Origin of the sequence: Streptomyces sp. SAT1 (genome assembly GCF_001654495.1) — a bacterium.
In the GTDB taxonomy this organism is placed as follows: domain Bacteria; phylum Actinomycetota; class Actinomycetes; order Streptomycetales; family Streptomycetaceae; genus Streptomyces; species Streptomyces andamanensis.
On sequence record NZ_CP015849.1, the window covers coordinates 1,469,300 to 1,488,174 of the forward strand.

General features: G+C 73.9%; 15 protein-coding genes. 3 read left to right on the forward strand and 12 right to left on the reverse strand.

The genetic code is table 11. The annotated features are described in order from the left end of the window. Nucleotides 1–349: 349 nt before the first annotated feature. The 4 genes from ald to A8713_RS06455 all read right to left on the reverse strand — a co-directional run bounded on the left by ald (nucleotide 350) and on the right by A8713_RS06455 (nucleotide 6,248). Nucleotides 350–1,474, reverse strand: coding sequence for an alanine dehydrogenase (gene ald, locus A8713_RS06440; RefSeq protein WP_064532062.1), 1,125 nt, complete (start codon nucleotides 1,472–1,474; stop codon nucleotides 350–352). A 134-nt stretch (nucleotides 1,475–1,608) separates the two neighbouring features. Beyond that, nucleotides 1,609–3,717 carry a tetratricopeptide repeat protein gene (locus A8713_RS06445; RefSeq protein ID WP_064532064.1) on the reverse strand — a complete coding sequence of 703 codons (2,109 nt, stop codon included), beginning with the start codon at nucleotides 3,715–3,717 and terminating at the stop codon, nucleotides 1,609–1,611. 168 nt (nucleotides 3,718–3,885) lie between these two features. After that, nucleotides 3,886–4,512, reverse strand: coding sequence for an NUDIX domain-containing protein (locus A8713_RS06450; protein WP_064532066.1), 627 nt, complete (start codon nucleotides 4,510–4,512; stop codon nucleotides 3,886–3,888). An 86-nt stretch (nucleotides 4,513–4,598) separates the two neighbouring features. Further along, nucleotides 4,599–6,248, reverse strand: a complete 1,650-nt coding sequence (locus tag A8713_RS06455; protein ID WP_064532067.1) for a CTP synthase — start codon at nucleotides 6,246–6,248, stop codon at nucleotides 4,599–4,601. Nucleotides 6,249–6,760: 512 nt separating this feature from the next. Here A8713_RS06455 and A8713_RS06460 point away from each other — a divergent pair. Beyond that, nucleotides 6,761–8,563, forward strand: coding sequence for a glycoside hydrolase family 15 protein (locus A8713_RS06460; RefSeq protein ID WP_064532070.1), 1,803 nt, complete (start codon nucleotides 6,761–6,763; stop codon nucleotides 8,561–8,563). A gap of 21 nt (nucleotides 8,564–8,584) precedes the next feature. Here A8713_RS06460 and A8713_RS06465 read toward each other — a convergent pair whose 3' ends face one another. Next, on the reverse strand, nucleotides 8,585–9,136 hold the full coding sequence (locus A8713_RS06465; RefSeq protein ID WP_064532072.1) for a DUF3291 domain-containing protein: 552 nt from the start codon (nucleotides 9,134–9,136) through the stop codon (nucleotides 8,585–8,587). Between the two features lie 346 nt (nucleotides 9,137–9,482). Between A8713_RS06465 and A8713_RS06470 the strand changes: the two genes are divergently transcribed. Next, nucleotides 9,483–11,123, forward strand: coding sequence for a PucR family transcriptional regulator (locus tag A8713_RS06470; RefSeq protein ID WP_064532074.1), 1,641 nt, complete (start codon nucleotides 9,483–9,485; stop codon nucleotides 11,121–11,123). A 40-nt stretch (nucleotides 11,124–11,163) separates the two neighbouring features. On the opposite strand, the gene A8713_RS06475 is transcribed toward A8713_RS06470, so the two are convergent. From A8713_RS06475 to A8713_RS06500, 6 genes are all read right to left on the reverse strand, one after another. Beyond that, nucleotides 11,164–12,300 (reverse strand): glycosyltransferase family 4 protein, encoded by a 1,137-nt coding sequence (locus A8713_RS06475; protein WP_064532076.1) that lies wholly within the window; start codon nucleotides 12,298–12,300, stop codon nucleotides 11,164–11,166. Nucleotides 12,301–12,725: 425 nt separating this feature from the next. Next, on the reverse strand, nucleotides 12,726–13,496 hold the full coding sequence (locus A8713_RS06480; protein WP_064532078.1) for a hypothetical protein: 771 nt from the start codon (nucleotides 13,494–13,496) through the stop codon (nucleotides 12,726–12,728). 72 nt (nucleotides 13,497–13,568) lie between these two features. Then, complete coding sequence (gene recN, locus A8713_RS06485; protein ID WP_064532080.1) at nucleotides 13,569–15,320, reverse strand: DNA repair protein RecN; 1,752 nt, start codon at nucleotides 15,318–15,320, stop codon at nucleotides 13,569–13,571. Nucleotides 15,321–15,516: 196 nt separating this feature from the next. Beyond that, the gene (locus A8713_RS06490) at nucleotides 15,517–16,440 is read right to left on the reverse strand and encodes an NAD kinase (protein WP_079158856.1); all 924 of its coding nucleotides are present in this window, start codon (nucleotides 16,438–16,440) and stop codon (nucleotides 15,517–15,519) included. Next, nucleotides 16,437–17,252, reverse strand: a complete 816-nt coding sequence (locus A8713_RS06495; protein ID WP_064532082.1) for a hemolysin — start codon at nucleotides 17,250–17,252, stop codon at nucleotides 16,437–16,439. Before A8713_RS06495 ends, A8713_RS06490 begins: the two co-directional genes overlap by 4 nt. Nucleotides 17,253–17,259: 7 nt before the next feature. Then, complete coding sequence (locus tag A8713_RS06500) at nucleotides 17,260–17,610, reverse strand: hypothetical protein (RefSeq protein WP_064532084.1); 351 nt, start codon at nucleotides 17,608–17,610, stop codon at nucleotides 17,260–17,262. Nucleotides 17,611–17,652: 42 nt separating this feature from the next. Here A8713_RS06500 and A8713_RS06505 point away from each other — a divergent pair, with 42 nt between their 5' ends. Beyond that, nucleotides 17,653–18,000, forward strand: coding sequence for a hypothetical protein (locus A8713_RS06505; RefSeq protein WP_064532089.1), 348 nt, complete (start codon nucleotides 17,653–17,655; stop codon nucleotides 17,998–18,000). Here the strand turns inward: A8713_RS06505 and A8713_RS06510 are convergent. Then, on the reverse strand, nucleotides 17,984–18,862 hold the full coding sequence (locus A8713_RS06510; protein ID WP_107440778.1) for an ABC transporter ATP-binding protein: 879 nt from the start codon (nucleotides 18,860–18,862) through the stop codon (nucleotides 17,984–17,986). The two genes, A8713_RS06505 and A8713_RS06510, sit on opposite strands and share 17 nt — an antisense overlap. Nucleotides 18,863–18,875: the final 13 nt, after the last annotated feature.

Sequence of the window (18,875 nt, forward strand, 5' to 3'; positions counted from 1 at the left end):
ACCAGGAAATTTCTAGACAGGTCAGCGTGGCACCATGCCGACGGTTGGCGACTCTATGGCGTGTCGGGCGTCCGCAGCAACACAATCCGCCGGACCCGGCTCGATGTGTCGGCAATGAAACATCCCTCTGTCAAGGGCGTACGACCGTCGCACAGCAGGTTTCACCGGTGCGTGAATCGGTCGAATGGTTGCGTTCGAGGCGAGTTGGCCGTGTGCGGCGAAGTGACCATACACACATCCGGCCGGACCTTGCGGGCAAGGTCCGGCCGGGCGCGTGTCGTTGACGACACGAGTTGACGTATCGCCTTTTTCCGTCGGGTGACTTGGTCGACTCCTCGACGCGTGCGGGTCAGACGAGCAGCGACGCCAGCTCGACGTGGTCCAGGCCGTGCGCCTCGGCGACCTCCCGGTAGACGACCTTGCCGTCATGGGTGTTGAGGCCCTTGGCGAGCGCGGCGTCCCGGCGCAGCGCCTCGACCCAGCCGTTGTTGGCGAGCGAGACGATGTACGGCAGCGTGGCGTTGGTCAGCGCGTAGGTGGAGGTGTTGGGCACCGCGCCGGGCATGTTGGCGACGCAGTAGAACACCGACTCGTGGACCTTGAAGGCCGGCTCGGCGTGCGTGGTCGGGTGCGAGTCCTCGAAGCAGCCGCCCTGGTCGATCGCGATGTCGACAAGGACACTGCCGGCCTTCATCCGGGAGACCAGCTCGTTGGTGACCAGCTTGGGGGCCTTGGCGCCCGGGATGAGCACGGCGCCGACCACGAGGTCGGCCTCCAGGCACGCCTTCTCCAGCTCGAAGGCGTTGGAGACGACGGTCTGGATCTTCGTGCCGAAGATCTTGTCGGCTTCCTTGAGCTTGTTGATGTCCTTGTCGAGCAGGGTCACGTGGAAGCCCAGGCCGATGGCGATCTGCGCGGCGTTCCAGCCGGAGACGCCGCCGCCGATGATGACGGCCTTGCCCGCGGGCACGCCCGGGACGCCGCCCGGCAGGACACCGCGGCCGCCGGCCGCGCGCATCAGGTGGTAGGCGCCGACCTGCGGAGCGAGGCGGCCCGCGACCTCGGACATCGGGGCGAGCAGCGGCAGGGCGCGGTTGGGCAGCTCGACGGTCTCGTAGGCGATCGCCGTGGTGCCGGACTCCAGGAGGGCGTCCGTGCACTCCTTGGAGGCGGCCAGGTGCAGGTAGGTGAAGAGGATCTGGTCCTTGCGCAGGCGGTGGTACTCCTCCGCGATGGGCTCCTTGACCTTGAGCAGCAGGTCGGCGGCGGCCCAGACCTCGTCGGCGGTCTCCAGGATCTCGGCACCGGCCGCGGTGTACTCCTCGTCAGGGATCGCGGAGCCGGTGCCCGCGTTCCGCTCGACGACGACCTGGTGTCCGTTGCGCACCAGCTCGTGCACGCCGGCCGGGGTGATGGCCACCCGGAACTCGTTGTTCTTGACCTCGCGGGGGATGCCGACCTTCACGTCGATCACGGTCCTTGACTCAGGGAATGTGGGGCAATTAAGACGTACCCCGGCACGCACGGGCATACCAGGAGACACCGCAGGGGAACGAGCGGCAGAGCCAGTTTAATGAAGGCGTTCCCGCTGTCTAGCCTTTCATTGCATCAATCTTCAGTGGATGTGCTGCGGATTTCGCAGGCATCCTGGCCCTCTTCCCGTGATGTGTGCTCCGGAAGGGCACCGGTTTCGGCCACCGGAGCCCGGCCGGCCGGCTCCGCCGGGTCCGCGAGCATGCGCTCGGCGGCCCCCCGGTGCAGCCGAGCCGCCGCCGGGTCGCCGAGCCGTTCCAGGGTGTCGGCGAGCCGCAGCTGGAGCGCGGCCTGGAGCCGTACGTCCTCGGCGCGGCGGGCCCACTCGACCGCCTCCTGGCAGGTGCGCAGGCACTCCTCGGGCCGGCCCGCGTACTCCTGGACCCGGGCCAGTTCGCTCAACGCCCGCGCGTGCGCGGGGACATCGCCCCTCCTGCGGTGCGCGGCGACGGCGGCCCGCCAGTTGCGCAGCGCCTCGCCGTAGTGGCCCGCGTAGGTGTGGGCGGCGGCGATCCGGCCGTAGAGCCGGGCGGCGTCCTCGTGCTCGCCGCGCGCCAGCCGCTGGGCCAGGGCCCGGCCGAACCAGTCGGCCGCCCGGTCGTGGTCGCCCAGCTCCTGGTGGGCGGCGCCCACGGATTCCATCGCGCGGCCGGTCGCGTACGGGTCGTTCGCCACGCGTCCGGCGTCCAGCGCGGCGCGGTAGCGGGTCAGCGCCTTCGCGGTCCGGCCGGTGCGGGCGTCCAGATCGGCGAGGTTCAGCAGCGCGGCGGCCTGCTCCCGGGGCAGGCCCTGCCGCTCGGCGACGTCGAGGACCAGCCGGTGGATGCCGTACAGGTCGCCCGCCGCCGCCTGGGTGCCGAGGTGAGCGACCATGGCGCGGACCAGCTGGGCCATCAGCCGGCGGGCCAGGGTGTCCAGCTCCCCGTCGGCGACCGCGAGCCGGGCGGCGGCCAGCAGGGCGGGCCTGCGGACCCGCAGCCACTCCTCGGCGGCCCGCGGGTCGGCGAAGCGCAGGCCGGGGGGCAGGCTCTTCAGCTTCTCGCGGGTCTCGGGGCTGTCGGTCTCGGTGACCGCCCGGCAGGACTGGAGCAGCCGCACGGTGCGCTCCAGCGTCCGGGCGCGGGCGAGCTGGAGCTCGGCGGGGCGCTCCTCGCGCCCGGCCAGCTCCAGCAGCAGCGGGTGCAGGCAGCCGGGCACCTCGTAGCGGGGCAGCGGCGCGGGCAGGGCGCGCAGCAGGCCGAGGGCGGCGAAGCGGTCGAGCAGCCCGCGGGCGCCCTCCAGGGAGGTGCCGGCCAGCGCGGAGGCGGTGTGCGGGTCGACGTCGCCGGCCGGGGCGAGGGCGAGCAGGCGCAGCATCCGGGCGGCGGAGCGGGGCAGCTCCGCGTGGACCAGGCGCAGGACGCGGGCGAGCGCGGTGCCCTCGCCGGTGTCGGCGTGCAGCCGTTTGGCCAGGTCGGAGACGGTCTCCTCGGGATGCGCGGCGAGCCGTCCCGCGGCCAGGGTGAGCGCGGCGGGCTGGCCCTCGCAGATCTCGACGAGGCGTTCGGCGGCGAGCGGGTCGACGGTGATGCGCACCGGGTCGATGTGCTGGGTGAGCAGGTCGAGCGCGGACTTGGTGTCGAGCCCGCCCAGGGTGCAGGGCCGGACGTCGGCGATGCCGGTGAGCGGACCCCGGGAGACGGCGACGAGCAGGCAGTCGGCGTTGTCCGGCAGCAGCGCGTCGACCTGTTCGGCACCGGCCGCGTCGTCCAGCAGGAGCAGCGCTCGGCGCTCGGCGAGGGCGGCGCGCAGGGCGTCGGTGAGGTCGTCCTCGGCGGCGCCGGGCGGCACGGGCAGGCCGAGCGCGGTGAGCAGTTCGCCGGCGGCCCGGCCGACCGGCACGGGGGTGCCGTCGGGCTCGGTGAGCCGGGCCCGCAGCACGCCGTCGGGGTAACGGTCGGCGACCTGGCGCACCAGTTCGCCGGCGAGCGCGGTGCGGCCGGATCCGGGCCGGCCGGCGATGAGCAGGACCCGGGCGCGGGGTGCCTTGCGGCCGGAGATGGTGTCGAGTCCGGCGCGTTCGATGTCCGCGCGCAGTCCCTTCAACTCCCGCGTGCGGCCGAGGAAGTGACGATCCATCACTGTGGGCGACCGGTTGTCGCGGGCCGGTTTCACGCCGCCTGCGTCCACCGCCTGATCCGTCACGGGCCACACTCCCGTCCCACCGCACGCGCATACCCGCCGGGACTCCGGTACGGGCGTTTGAAGAGCCTAGTTCACGCTCTGCGACGTTCCGGGACGAGCACGGCGGGCAGGTCGCCCGATCGGATCAGCCGATGGTCACACCGGCCTCGGCGCGAGGCCGGGGCCCGCTCAGGACTCGAACGGACGGGCCGGCCACGGTGCGAGCGCCGGGCGCAGCGCGTCCAGGCCCTCGCCCTGCCGGGCCGCGACGAGCGCGAGCACGCCCACGACGAGGCAGTTGTTGTGCAGCTCCCCCGCGAGCACCCCGCGCACCAGGTCGCCGACCGGCACCCGGTCCAGCTCCATGTCCGTCTCCTCGTGCTCCGCGGCGAAGCGCTCGCCCTCGGCCTCGGACAGCTCACGGGCGAGGAAGATCCGTACGGCCTCGTCGCAGCCGCCGGGGGTGGTGTACACGTCGGTCAGCACCCGCCAGTCCTCCGCCTTGACGTGCGCCTCCTCGTACAGCTCGCGCTGGGCGGCGTGCAGCGGGTTCTCGCCGGGCACGTCGAGCAGACCGGCCGGAATCTCCCACAGCCGCTGCCGCACCGGGTGGCGGTACTGCCGGATGACCAGCACCCGGTCCTGCCCGTCCAGCGCCAGGACGGCCACCGAGCCGGGGTGGACCTGGTAGTCGCGGGCGGACACGGAGCCGTCGGGCATGACCACCTCGTCGGTCCGCATCGAGGTCTTGGCCCCGGTGAACGGCGTCCGGCTGCCCCGGACCTCCCACTCCTCGGGGGTGTCCTTGATCGTCATGCCCTGTCCTCCGCACATGTCGGTACCTACGCAACCGGGGTGCCCGCTCCGCGCGCGGGCACCCCGGCCACCGTACAACCGGCGGACTACTCGGCGATCTTCCGCTCGACGGCGGCCTTCACCAGCCCGGCGAAGAGCGGGTGCGGCCGGGTCGGGCGGGAGCGCAGCTCCGGGTGGGCCTGGGTGGCGACCAGGTAGGGGTGCACCTCGCGCGGGTACTCCACGTACTCGACGAGCTTGCCGTCCGGGGAGGTGCCGGAGAAGACGATGCCCGCCTTCTTCTCCAGCTCGGCGCGGTAGGCGTTGTTCACCTCGTAGCGGTGGCGGTGGCGCTCCTCGACGTACTCCTTGCCGTCGTAGACCTCGCGCACGAGGGAGCCCTCGGCCAGCTTGGCCGGGTACATGCCCAGCCGCATGGTGCCGCCCATGTCGCCCTCACCGGCGACGATGTCCATCTGCTCGGCCATGGTGGAGATCACCGGGTGCGCGGTGGCCGGGTCGAACTCGGTGGAGTTGGCGTCCGAGATGCCGGCCAGGCCGCGGGCCGCCTCGATCACGATGCACTGCAGGCCCAGGCAGAGGCCCAGCAGCGGGATCTTGTTCTCGCGGGCGTAGCGGATCGCGCCGACCTTGCCGAGCACACCGCGGTCGCCGAAGCCGCCCGGGATGCAGATGCCGTCGACGTCGGAGAGCTGCGCCCTGGCGTCCGCTGGCGTCCTGCAGTCGTCGGAGGTGACCCACTTGATCTTCACGCGGGCCTTGTTGGCGAAGCCGCCCGCGCGCAGCGCCTCGGTCACCGACAGATAGGCGTCGGGCAGGTCGATGTACTTGCCGACCAGGGCGAGGGTGATCTCGTGGTCGGGGTTGTGGACGCGGTCGAGCAGGTCGTCCCAGGTCGTCCAGTCCACGTCGCGGAAGGGCAGGTCGAGCTTGCGGACCACGTAGGCGTCCAGGCCCTCGGCATGCACGACCTTCGGGATGTCGTAGATCGAACGGGCGTCGGGGCAGGCGACCACGGCGTCCTCGTCGACGTCGCACATCAGGGAGATCTTGCGCTTGATCGCGGTGGGGACCTCGCGGTCGCAGCGCAGCACGATGGCGTCCGGCTGGATACCGATGTTGCGCAGCGCGGCGACCGAGTGCTGGGTCGGCTTGGTCTTCAGCTCGCCGGAGGGGCCGATGTAGGGCAGCAGCGAGATGTGCACCACGAAGACGTTGTCCCGGCCGACCTCGTGGCGGACCTGGCGGACGGTCTCCAGGAACGGCAGCGACTCGATGTCGCCGACGGTGCCGCCGACCTCGGTGATGACGACGTCCACCTCGTCGGTCGCCATCCGCCGGATGCGGTGCTTGATCTCGTTGGTGATGTGCGGGATGACCTGCACGGTGTCACCCAGGTACTCGCCGCGCCGCTCCTTGGCGATGACCGTGGAGTACACCTGTCCTGTAGTGACGTTGGCGGTGCCGTCCAGGTCTCGGTCGAGGAAGCGCTCGTAGTGTCCGATGTCCAGGTCGGTCTCGGCGCCGTCGTTGGTGACGAAGACCTCACCGTGCTGGAAGGGGTTCATCGTGCCCGGGTCGACGTTCAGGTACGGGTCGAGCTTCTGCATCACGACGCGCAGGCCCCGTGCCTTCAGGAGCATGCCGAGGCTGGAGGCGGTGAGGCCCTTTCCGAGCGAGGAGGCGACACCCCCGGTGACGAAGATGTGCTTGGTCGTCGTTGATTTGGGCGGCATGGCCAAGAGGGGGCTCCCGTGGTCGCGGATTGTCGTGCGGTACGGCGGTCCGGCCCGGGGGACCCGGGTTGTCCGGCTGGGGTGCCGTCGCTGCGGTTCGGGGGTTTCGAGCCCACCGGTCCACGGGCTACCAGGGTATCAGCGCCTGAGGGGGATGGCTTCCGGCCACGCTCCGCGCACGCGCCGGCACGCAGAAGGGACGGTCACGGGTCTCTCACCCTTGGCTCACCCGTTCGGCGCATGCGGGTTGCCCCGAGCGGCACACAGATCATCTACGTGCGTCGTATCCTGCTCGGACACTCGCTGCCGAGCCCGGCCGGCAACACGGCACCACCCCAGCCCGTACGCACCGGAACAACGAGAGCTCGTCAGTTCGTTGAGCAAAGGTTGTCGTTCTGCCTCACGGCCGACCGGCGGTCTGCTGCACCGCTCAACGACGCATCACAACCCCTTGACCGCACTAGCGACCGCCCCGTATGCGGGGTGACGTGGCCGTTCGACTGGAGTTGCACGTGGCCGGGCGCATCGAAGACTACGCACTCATCGGAGACATGCAGACCGCTGCCCTGGTCTGCCGGGACGGCACGGTCGACTGGCTGTGCCTGCCCCGCTTCGACTCGCACGCCATCTTCGCCGGTCTGCTGGGCAACGAGGAGCACGGCTTCTGGCGGCTCGGCCCGGCCTTCCCGGCGGGCGCCGAGCCCCCCACGGCGAACCGGCGCAGCTACCGGGGCGACTCCCTGATCCTCGAATCGGAGTGGGACACCCCGCGCGGCACGGTCCGCGTGACCGATTTCATGCCCCCGCGCGACGGCGCCCCCCAGCTGATCCGCATCGTGGAGGGCGTCTCCGGCCGGGTCCCGATGCGCTCGGCGCTGCGCATGCGCTTCTCCTACGGCCGCATCGTGCCGTGGGTGCACCGCCACGAGTCCCGGACGGTGGCCGTCGCCGGACCCGACTCCGTGTGGTTCGACACACCGGCGGAGACCTACGGCGAGGCGCTGACCACGTACGCGGACTTCACGGTCGCCCCCGGTGACCGGATCGCGTTCACCATCTCCTGGCAGCCCTCGCACAAGGAGGCGCCGCCGGAGCCCGAGCCCGAGCAGTCGCTGGAGGCGACCGAGGACTTCTGGCGCGAATGGGTCGGCCACTGCACGTACCACGGCCCCTACCGCGAGGCCGTGGTCCGCTCCCTGATCACCCTCAAGGCCCTCACCTACGCCCCCACCGGCGGCATCGTCGCCGCGCCCACCACCTCCCTGCCGGAGGACATCGGCGGCGTACGCAACTGGGACTACCGCTACACCTGGCTGCGGGACGCGGCGATCACCCTCTCCTCGCTGCTGCGCACCGGCTACCGCGAGGAGGCCCGCGCCTGGCGCGAGTGGCTGCTGCGCGCGGTCGCCGGCGACCCGGAGAACCTCCAGATCATGTACGGCATCGCCGGTGAGCGCGAGCTCGGCGAGGCGGAGCTCGACTGGCTGCCCGGCTACGAGAACTCCGCCCCGGTCCGGGTCGGCAACGGCGCCGCGCACCAGCTCCAGCTCGACGTCTACGGCGAGGTCACCGAGGCCCTCCACCTGGCCCACATGACCGGCCTCGCCCGCAACGACTACGCCTCGCTGCTCCAGCTCAAGCTGATCCGCTACCTGGAGAAGCACTGGCAGGAGCCGGACGAGGGCATCTGGGAGGTGCGCGGCCCGCGCCGCCACTTCGTGCACTCCAAGGTCATGGCCTGGGTCGCCGTGGACCGCACCATCAAGCTGATGGAGTCCGGCGACGTCGACGGCCCGCTGGAGCGCTGGAAGGACCTGCGCGACGAGATCCACCGGGACGTCTGCGAGAAGGGCTACGACAAGGAGCGCAACACCTTCACCCAGTCCTACGGCTCCCGGGAGCTGGACGCCTCCTTGCTGCTCATCCCGCAGATGGGCTTCCTGCCGCCGGACGACAAGCGGGTCATCGGCACCATCGAGGCCATCCAGCGCGAGCTGTCCACCTCGGACGGCTTCATCCTGCGCTACCCCACCGACGGCGACCACGCCGGTGTCGACGGCCTCCCCGGCGACGAGGGCGCCTTCCTCGCCTGCTCGTTCTGGATGGCCGACGACCTGGCGATGATCGGCCGCGTCGACGAGGCCCGCAGGCTCTTCGAGAAGCTGCTGTCCCTGCGCAACGACCTCGGTCTGCTGGCCGAGGAGTGGGACCCGCGCCTCCAGCGCCAGGTCGGCAACTTCCCGCAGGCCTTCAGTCACGTCCCCCTGATCGACACCGCGCTGCGCCTGACGGCGAGCGGGGCGTACGGCGGGTGACGCGCCGCGGCCGCCGGGCCCTCACTCGCTCCCGTCCGCGGCCGCGCCTCTGATCCGGGCGGGAGTCCCCTCCGGGTCGAAGGGGTGCTGGAAGGTGAAGGCGTGCGGCGCCGGGCCGTGGTCGTGGAGGTGTTCCAGCCGGGACACCCCGTCCCGCCAGGTGGGGGTCACGTCGTCGGGGACCCACCACAGGGCGTGGCCGGGGTGCCTTGCCCGCTCGAACCAGTCGTGACGCCTGTTCAACGCCTCACGGTGCAGACCGGTGTAGACGGCGTCGAAGGCGGGACGCGGGCCGGTCCAGAGCGACAGGGTCGCGGCCAGGGCGATGGTCTCCGGCGTACGGCCCTTGCCGTACCAGGCCGGTACGGCGAACTCCCCCCACGCGCCCCAGTCCAGTTGGAAGTGCGTGCCCCGCTCGCCCTCGGCCGCTTCGGCGTGAGCGAGGTGTCCGGGGTGCCGGCTGATCCTCTGGTAGATGCCTCCGGCGCGGTCGTGGAAGTCGCGCGTGACAGGCGCGGGGTCGGTGAGCGGTGACTTCAGGACGCCGAATGTGTACAGAGCAAGACGGGGCATGCTTCTCTCTCCGGTCGTGGGTTCCTGGTGCGGACCCGGTTCGGTGGCTCACGCGGGGACGGGGAGGAGCCCCCGTGCGACCGCGGGCGGCCGCCGAGGGCCCGGTGAAGGTAGCTGCTGCGGTGAGGTCCTGTCGAAGTTGCGTTCTCCTCGCCCGAGTGGCCTCCGGCACAGGTCCCCGCCGGAACCGGGGCGGCGGCGCGGACCGCCGGCCGAGGCGGCCCTTCCGCGGCGTACGCCTGACCGACCGGGACGGGAAGGCGACCCGGCTGCCGCGGCCGTGCCGTGGTCCTGCCGTCCGCCCGGTACTGTCCCGGTGCCGTTTCCCCAGGTAGCGTCCGGTTTCATGGACCGCAGACTCGACACCGAGGGCGCCGGGATCACCGTGCAGCGTGCCCTCGAACTGCCCGGCCTCCGCAGCGGCCTGCCCGAGATCGTGGCCGGCGGCGACCGGCTGGGCCGCACCGTGCGCTGGGTGCACGCCGGGGAGGTCCCCAACATCGCCTCCCTGCTCAAGGGCGGCGAGCTGCTGCTGACCACCGGCTACGGCCTGGGCACCCGCCCCGCCGACCAGCGCGCGTTCGTCCGCACCCTCGCCGAGCGGGGCATCGCCGCCCTCGTCGTGGAGCTGGGCCCGCGCTTCGCCCGGCTGCCCGCCGCGCTCGTCGAGACGGCCCGCAGTGCCGGTCTCCCGCTGGTCCAGCTGCACCGCGAGGTGCCGTTCGTGGCGGTCACCGAGGAGATCCACACCGAGATCGTCAACGGTCACTACGCGCTGCTCCAGCGCGCCGAGGAGGTGCACCGCCGCTGCACCGAGGCGCTGCTCGGCGGCGGCGGGGTGCCGCAGGTGCTGGGCATCCTCGCCGACTTCGGCGCCAACCCGGTCTTCCTGGAGACCCCCGACGGACGACTGCTGTACGCGGCCGGCGCCGGGCCGGAGGGCGCCGATCCGCTCCAGGTCTGGGAAGGGCTGCGCGCCCAGCACAAGGACGCGCCGCCGCCTGCCGGTTCGGTCCTGGTGGACGTGCCCGGAGGCGGCCCCGGCCCCGGCTCGGTCCGCGCCCGCCTGGTGCTGCTGCCCGTGCGCGCGCCGCTCGCCCCGGTGCACCGCATGGCCGTGGAGCGGGTGGCCGGGATCCTCGCGGTGGTGCTGATGCAGGCCCGGCAGGAGGAGGAACTGGCCGCGCGCGGACGCGGGGACTTCCTCACCGACCTCGCCGAGGGCCGCGTCACCGCCGAGGACGCCCCCGCGCAGGCCCGCGTCCTCGGCTTCCGGCCGGGCGGCAGCCCGCTGCTGCCGGTGGTCATGCGGCTGGGCGACAGCCTGGCACCGGGCGGCGGCGGAGGCGGCTGGGCGGTGCTGGCGCGGGCGGTCGCCGAGGAGCTGACCACGGTCGGCGTGCCCGCCCTGCTGGGCGTGCGGCCGGTCGAGGGCCGGGTGCTGCTGCTGGTCGGGCTGCGCTCCGAGGCGGAGCGCCCGGCGACCGCCGACCGGGTCGCGGCGGCGCTGCGGGCCGGTGCGGAGCGTGCGGGCATGCGGCGGCCGGGCGCGGCGCCGCCGGTGGTGGTCGTGGGCGTGCCGGGCGGCTGGGCGGCGGCCTCGGCGGGCCTGCGGCACGCGGCCGAGACGGCGACGGCGGCGCAGGGGCTGCCCGAGCGGCCCTGGTACGACGCCCGCCGTCTCGACATCGACCTGCTGCTGTGGCGGCTGCGCGGCCATCCGGACCTGGCGGCCTTCGTGGACCGGGCCATCGGTCCGCTCCAGGACCACGACTCGCGCTCCCGGCCGCCGCTGCTGCCCACCCTCCAGACCTATCTGGCGCACGCGGGCCGCAAGGCGGAGACGGCCCGCGAGCTGCATCTGAACCGGCAGACCCTCTACAACCGGCTGGCCCGGATCGGCGAGCTGCTGGGCACCGACCTGGACGACCCGCAGACGGTCCTGGCACTCAGTCTGGCGCTGCGGGCCCGCCGGCACGTGTCCTGAGCCGGGCCCGCGCGCCGGTGTGCGCCCCGCCGGGGCCTTCTCAGACCGGCCGGCCCGGTTCGGTCAACTCGTCGTAGACGCTGAGGACCTGGGCGACGGTCTCGTCCTCGGTGGGCCAGCTCGCGGCCTGCGCGGCGCCCTTCCTCCGCAGGAGTTCGCGCCGCCCGGGGTCGGCGAGCAGCCGCACCACGGCGGCGGCCAGGGTGTGCGGCTCGCCGTAGGGGACGAGTTCGGCCGCGTCGCCCACCAGGTCGGGGATCCCGCCCACGGCGGTCGCGACGAGCGGCACCCCGGCGAGCAGCGCCTCCTGGGCGAGCACGCAGCGCGACTCCCAGCTGCTGGTGACCAGCGCGAGATCGGCGGCCGTGAGCAGCCGCCGCACGTCGTCGCGCAGCCCGATCAGCCGGACCGGCAGCTCCTCGTCCTCGATCCGCCGCTGCAGGGCCGCGCGCAGCGGCCCCTCCCCCGCGACGACCACCAGCGGCATCGGGTCGAGACGGCGCCAGGCGGCGGCCGCGTCGAGCAGGAACTCGTAGCCGCGGTGGCGCTCCAGCGAGCCGACGGCCAGGAGCAACGGGCGCCCGGTGGCGCCGAGTTCGGCCCGGAGCTTGGGCGGTGTGCGGTCCGGGTCGTCCGTGCCGTCCTCCGGGTGCGGGCCGGGCAGCGCGGTGGCGGCGAGGCGGGCGTCGCGCGCACCGGCCCGGCGCGCCCGCTCCACCAGGTCGGAGGTGGTGCCGAGCACCACGGCGGCCGCCTTCACCACCCGCCGCTCCAGCAGCCGCAGGAACCGGGCCCGCGCCCCTTCCGCGTGCGCGCGGTTGTGCCAGGTCACGACGAGCGGGGTGCGCCGGCCGCGGAGCGCGAGCACCGCGCGGAAGGAGGCGTGCAGTCCGTGCGCGTGCACGAGGTGCGCCTCGGTGCAGGCCGCGCGGAGGGCCGCCACGGAACCGGGGTCGCTGCTGCGCGGCACATGCACATGGTCGGCGCCGACACCGGTGAAGTCGTAGGCGTGGTCGGCCTCCACGGGGGCGCACACCGTGACGCGCACGCCCCGTGCGACGAGCCCCGCGGCCAGGGACCGCACATGGGCACTGCTGCCCGCGTTGCCGCCACCGATCACCTGCACGGTGCGCAGTGGCGACTGGCCGTGCGGTGCGGTGCTGCTCACGGGGGTCACGCGGGCGGGGCTCCTGGGTCGGCGTGGTGCGGTCAACGGGAAACGTACAGAAGGTATCGGGGGCGCGGGGCCGGGCGTGCGCGCCTCCTGGGCGCACCGTGTTCTCCGTCAAGGATGCCAGGACGTACGGGTGTTCCGGGTACGGCGGGCGGTCGCACGGCACGGCGCCCGGGGGCGGGCGCGCCGGTCCGGGTCATCCGCACGAGTGAGCAGGCGCCCGTGCCTCTGCGGGGGCGTGCGGCGCGCGCGAGCGCCGGACCGGGCCGGGCGGCGGCCTCGTACGCGGGGCGCACGCGGGAGCGCCGTACCGGATGAACCGGAGTCTCCGTCGCGCGGGGCGCACGCGGGAGCGTACTTCCCTTTTCGGGGTCGCGCGCCGGATCCGCCCCCGAGCGGTCCGGGACGACGGCGGGTGCCGCCGGGCGTCAGCGGGCGCCGGCCGCCGCGCTCACCCGGCCGCCGCAGACCGCCGCCGTGACCAGGGCGGCGGCGTGCGCGGCCAGCCCGGCGCGTCCGTTGCCCGCGACGATCGCGGTGCCCAGCAGCGCGCCCAGGGCGTGCGCCCCCGTGTCGCCGATCATCACGCGCTCGCCGAGGTCGTCGGGGAGCACCGCCGCGGCGACGCCCGCGGCGGTCGCCGCCAGCTCGGCACCGGGCCCCTCGCGCAGCAGTCCGGGCGCGGCGAGCGCCAGCACCGTCCCGGCGGCCCGTCCGGGGCGTACGTCCACGAGGTTGACGAGGTGCGCGGTCCCGGCGATCACCACCGCGGCCAGCACCTTGTCGGCCGGCCGCTCCTTGAGCCGGGCCCCGGCGGCGAGCGCGGCCCCCGAGACGCCGAGCAGTTTGACGGCGCCGCTGGTGACCTCGCCCGCGCACAGGGCGGACAGATGGGCGCGGAAGCCGCGGCGCGGGTCACCGGCGCCCGCGATGTCGTCGTAGGCCCCGCAGAGCCCGGCGGCGGCCACGGCGAGAGCGGCGGCCGGACGCACCCGTGCCGCGCCCGCCGCCGCGGCCAGCGCGGTGGCCGGGGCCGCGTACAGCCCGACGGTCCGGCCGGCGTGGTTCTCGCGTTCCCAGCGCGCCCGCCCGCCGGGCGGCCGGGTGCGCAGCGCCCGGAGGGACGCCCGGGTGAGCGCGGCCGAGGCGAGTGCGGCCGAGGTGAGAAGGGCGGCGTTCCGGCCCGCTCGTACGATCATGCGATCACTCTAGGGATCCCGGGAACGCGCCAGGAACCGCCCCTGGCCGACCACCGCCCGGCTCGCGGGCCGCTATCCGTCGGCCCGCGCCGCCGCCAGCAGTTCCTCCGCGTGGGCCCGTGCCGTCTCGGAGTCCTCCTGGCCCGCCAGCATCCGGGACAGCTCCCTGACCCGGTCCTCGCCCTCCAGCACCTTCACGCCCGAGCGGGTCACGGACCCGTCGTCGGTCTTCTCCACCAGCAGTTGCCGGTCGGCGAAGGCGGCCACCTGCGGCAGATGCGTCACCACGACGACCTGCGCGCTCCGCGCCAGCTTCGCGAGCCGCCGGCCGATCTCCACGGCCGCCTTGCCGCCGACGCCCGCGTCGACCTCGTCGAAGAGGTACGTCGGCACGGGATCGGTGCCCGCGAAGACGACCTCGACGGCCAGCATCACGCGCGACAGCTCACCGCCGGAGGCGCCCTTGGCGATCGGGCGCGGCGGGGCGCCCGGGTGCGGGGCGAGCAGCAGTTCGACCTCGTCGACGCCCCAGGGCCCGTGGGCGACCGTACGGCCGTGCACCTCCACGCCGTCCGGGTCCTCGGTCTGCCGCAGCTCGAACGACACGCGCGCGTGCGGCATGGCGAGCGAGGCCAGCTCGGCGGTGACGGCGGCGGCGAACCGCTCGGCGGCCTCGGTGCGCGCCTCGGTCAGGTCCTGCGCGAGGCCGCCCAGTTCGGCGCGGAGCGCGTCCCGCTCGGCGGTCAGCTCGTCGATCCGCGAGTCGTCGCCCTCCAGTTCGGTCAGCCGGACGGCGCCCTGCTCGGCCCAGGCCAGCACGGCGTCGATGCCCCGCTCGAACTCGCCGTACTTGCGGGTCAGCGCGGTCAGCGCCGCGCGCCGCTCCTCGACGGCGGCCAGCCGCAGCGGATCGGCGTCCAGGTCGCCCGCGTACCCGGCCAGCTCCCCGGCGACGTCACCGAGCAGGATGCCGATCTCACCGATCCGGTCGGCGAGCGCGGCGAGCGCCGGGTCGTGCGCCCGTACGGCCTCCAGGGCGCGCTGGGCGCCCGCGACCAGGGTGGCCGCGTCGATGCCCTCGGGGTCCTCGGGATCGCCCGCGAGCGCGGCGTGCGCGAGCGTCGCGGCGGAGGCGAGCGCCTCGGCGTGGCCGAGCCGCTCGGCCTCCTCGGCGAGCTCGGCGTCCTCACCGGCGCGCGGCTCGACGGCGGCGATCTCGTCCAGGCCGAACCGGAGCATGCCGGCCTCCTGGGCGCGTTCCCGCGCGCGCGTGGTGATCTCCTCCAGCTCGCCGGAGACCGCCCGCAGCCGCCGGTACGCCTCCGCGTACTTGGCGAGCGGCACGGCGACGGCGTCGCCCGCGTACCGGTCCAGCGCCTGCCGCTGCCGGGACAGCTTCAGCAGGCCCTGCTGGTCGGTCTGGCCGTGCACGGCCACCAGGTCGTCGGCCAGCTCGGCGAGCAGCCCCACCGGGACGCTGCGTCCGCCCAGATGGGCGCGGGAGCGGCCTTCGGCGGAGACGGTACGGCTGATCAGCAGCGCTCCGTCGTCCAGCTCGGCGCCCGCCTCCTCGGCCCGGACGGCCGCGGCGGCTCCGGGGGGCACGGTGACGCGCCCCTCCACGACCGCCTTCCCGGCGCCGATCCGTACGAGCGCCGGGTCCGCGCGCCCGCCCAGCAGCAGTCCCAGGCTGGTGACCACCATGGTCTTGCCCGCACCCGTCTCACCCGTGACCGCGGTGAAGCCGGGCGACAGCTCGACGACAGCGTCGTCGATGACTCCGAGCGACCGTATCCGCATCTCCTCCAACACGACCCCGACCATACGAGGTTTTGCTCGCCTCGCGCGACGCGCCCCACCCGACCGGGGAGAACACGGACCGTTACCCATGGACGGCACGCTCGTTCACCAGTGCGCCGCCCGCCTGGCGGGGGCGGTCCGGTCGTTTCCGTGTGGGACGAGTTCCGGATCCGGTGGTCCCCGCCGAAGCGGGGTGGCGGGCGCCGTGCCGGGGCACAGCTCAGCGCGGCGCCCCGCGCCACCCCGACACCGGCAGGGCGAACTTGGCCACCAGACGGTCGGTGAAGGACGCGTGGTGCAGCCGGGCCAGCCGTACCGGTACGGCGCCGCGCCGCACCTCGACGCGGGCCCCCGGGGGCAGCTCGACCGTGCGGCGCCCGTCGCACCACAGGACGCCCGGCGGCACGTGCGGCAGCACCTCGACGGCCAGCACCGAGTCGGGCGAGGTCACCAGCGGCTTCGCGAACAGCGCGTGCGCGCTGATCGGCACCATCAGCAGCGCCTCGACCTCGGGCCACACCACGGGACCGCCCGCGGAGAAGGCGTACGCCGTCGACCCGGTGGGCGTGGCGCACACGATGCCGTCGCAGCCGAAGCCGGTCACCGGGCGCCCGTCGATCTCCAGGACGACCTCCAGCATCCGCTCGGCGGACACCTTCTGCACGGCCGCCTCGTTCAGCGCCCAGTCGGTGTGCACGATGTCGCCGTTGCGGTGCACGACCACGTCGACGGTCATCCGCTCCTCGACCTCGTAGGCCCGGGACACCACCCGGTCGACGACCTTGTCCAGGTCGTCGCGCTCGGCCTCGGCGAGGAAGCCCACGCTGCCGAGGTTCACGCCGAGCATCGGCACGCCCGAGGCGCGGGCGAACTCCGCCCCGCGCAGCAGCGTGCCGTCACCGCCGAGCACGATCAGCAGTTCGCAGCCGTCCAGGCACTGCGGTGTGGCCTCCGCGGCCAGCCGCACCTCGTCCGGCAGCGGCAGGTCGCGCGCCTCCGCCTCCAGGACGCGTACGCCGATCCCGGCCTTCAGCAGCCCCTTGACGACCAGCTCGGCGCTGCGCACGGCGGCGGGCCGCCCGGTGTGGGCCAGCAGGAAGACGGTTCGTGCCTGGGTGTGTGTCCGAGCTAGGTCCTGTGTCAACGCGGCCCCTCCGCCACTGCACGGTCAACGTCGGCCGGGTCCAGGGCGGGCGCCCCGGCACGCAGCCACAGAAAGTACTCGACGTTCCCGGACGGGCCCGGCAGCGGGCTCGCGGTGACGCCCCGCACCCCGAGTCCCAGCTCCCACGCCTTCCCGGCCACGCCGCGCACGGCCTCCGCCCGCAGCTGCGGACTCCGTACGACACCCCCACTGCCCAGCCGCTCCTTCCCCACCTCGAACTGCGGCTTGACCATCATCACCAGATCGGCGTCCGGCGTCACGCACCGCGTCAGGGCGGGCAGCACCAGGCCGAGCGGGATGAAGGACAGATCGCCCACGACGAGGCCCACGGGCTCCCCGTCGAGCGCCTCCGGGGTCAGTTCCCGTACGTTCGTACGGTCCTTGACGGTGACCCGCTCGTCCTGCCGGAGCGACCAGGCGAGCTGCCCGTAGCCGACGTCGACGGCGACGACGTGCGCGGCGCCCGCCCGCAGCAGCACATCGGTGAAGCCCCCGGTGGACGCGCCGGCGTCCAGCGCCCGCCGGCCCTCGACGACGAGCCCTCGCGGGACGAACGCCGCCAGCGCGCCGGCCAGCTTGTGGCCGCCCCGGGAGACGTAGTCGGGGTCGCTGTCGTCGGCGGTGACCACGATCGCGGCGGCGGTCTCCACCTGTGTGGCGGACTTGGTCGCGACGGTCTTGCCGACGGTGACCCGGCCCGCGGCGATCAACTGGCCGGCGTGCTCGCGCGAGCGCGCGAGCTTGCGGCGGACCAGTTCCGCGTCGAGACGGCGGCGTGCGACTCCTGCCACGTTCGGTTCAGCTCCTGTGTCGGTACGGCGGTGAAGGCGCCGGCGGCGCCGGGGGGCCCTGGGGTCCCGGAGGTCCCGGGCGGGTGTCGAGCGCGGTGAGCGCGTCGCGCAGCCCCCCGTGTACATCCTCGTACACCTCCAGGTGCCCGTCGGTCCCGAGGTGGTCGGCGTCGCCGAGCCGCTCCAGGGCGGCGTCGACGTCCGCGTCGCCGGTGGGCGTACGGGGCACGCCGAGCGGGGCGGGCGCGAAGGGTTCCCCGGCGGCGGGGTCGGCAGGGCCGGCGGGCTGCTGGGCGGCGGGCTCGCCGGGGGCCGCCGCCGGCGTCCGGGGCTCGGCCTCGGGCACGGAGTCGCTCATGCCCAGACGCTACCGCGAAGCCCTGGGGTACCGTCGGTCGCGATGGCCACGATCGCGGAGTGCCGTACCGCACTCGAGAAGCTCTCGGACAGCATGGCGGGCGCGCAGGGCGACGTCCGTGCGGCGGCTTCCCTGGACCGCTCGGTGAGCTGCCACATCACGGATCTCGACGTCACCTTCGCCGGCCGTCTCACCGGCGGCCGGATCGACGTGCGCGAGACCCTGCCGGGCCCGCCGCGGGACAGGGCGCAGATCCGGCTCGCCATGGCGGGCGAGGACCTTCTCGCGCTGGTCGGCGGCGAGCTGAACTTCGCCACGGCCTGGGGTTCGGGCCGGGTGCGTCTTGAGGCGAGCCTGCTGGACCTGTTCCGGCTCAGGAAGCTGCTGTGACCTCGGCCCCCGGCGCCACGGAGGCGTGACGCGCGCGGGCCGCGCGGGCCGCCGGCACCACCAGCGGGGTGCCCGTCTCCGGGTCGTCGATGACCTGGCAGCGCAGCCCGAAGACCTTCTCCACCAGCTCGGCGGTGACGATCTCCTTCGGCGCGCCCTGGGCGATGACCTCGCCCTCGCGCAGCGCGATGAGGTGGGTGGCGTAGCGGGCCGCGTGGTTGAGGTCGTGCAGCACGGCGACGAGGGTGCGCCCCTGCTCCTCGTGCAGGTCGGCGCAGAGGTCCAGGACGTCGATCTGGTGCTGGATGTCCAGATACGTCGTCGGCTCGTCCAGCAGCAGCAGCGGCGTCTGCTGGGCGAGGGCCATGGCGATCCACACCCGCTGGCGCTGACCGCCCGACAGCTCGTCCACGTACCGTTCGGCGAGCGCGGTGACCCCGGTCTGCTCCATGGACTCCTGGACGACCCGCTCGTCCTCGGCCGACCACTGCCGCAGGATGCCCTGGTGCGGGTAGCGGCCGCGGCCCACCAGGTCGCCGACGGTGATGCCGTCGGGCGCGATCGACGACTGGGGCAGCAGCCCGAGCGTCCGGGCGACCTGCTTGGCGGGCATCGACTGGATGACCTGGCCGTCCAGCAGCACCCGGCCGTGGCTGGGCTTGAGCATCCGCGACAGGGCCCGCAGCAGCGTGGACTTGCCGCAGGCGTTCGGGCCGACGATCACCGTGAAGGAGTTGTCGGGGATCTCGACCGACAGCTCCTCGGCGATGACGCGCTGGTCGTAGGCCAGGGTGACGTTGTCGGCGGACAGGCGGCTCACGGTGCTCCTCGGGTCGTTCACGGTGGTACTCGGGTTGCTCATGTCCGGCCGGCTG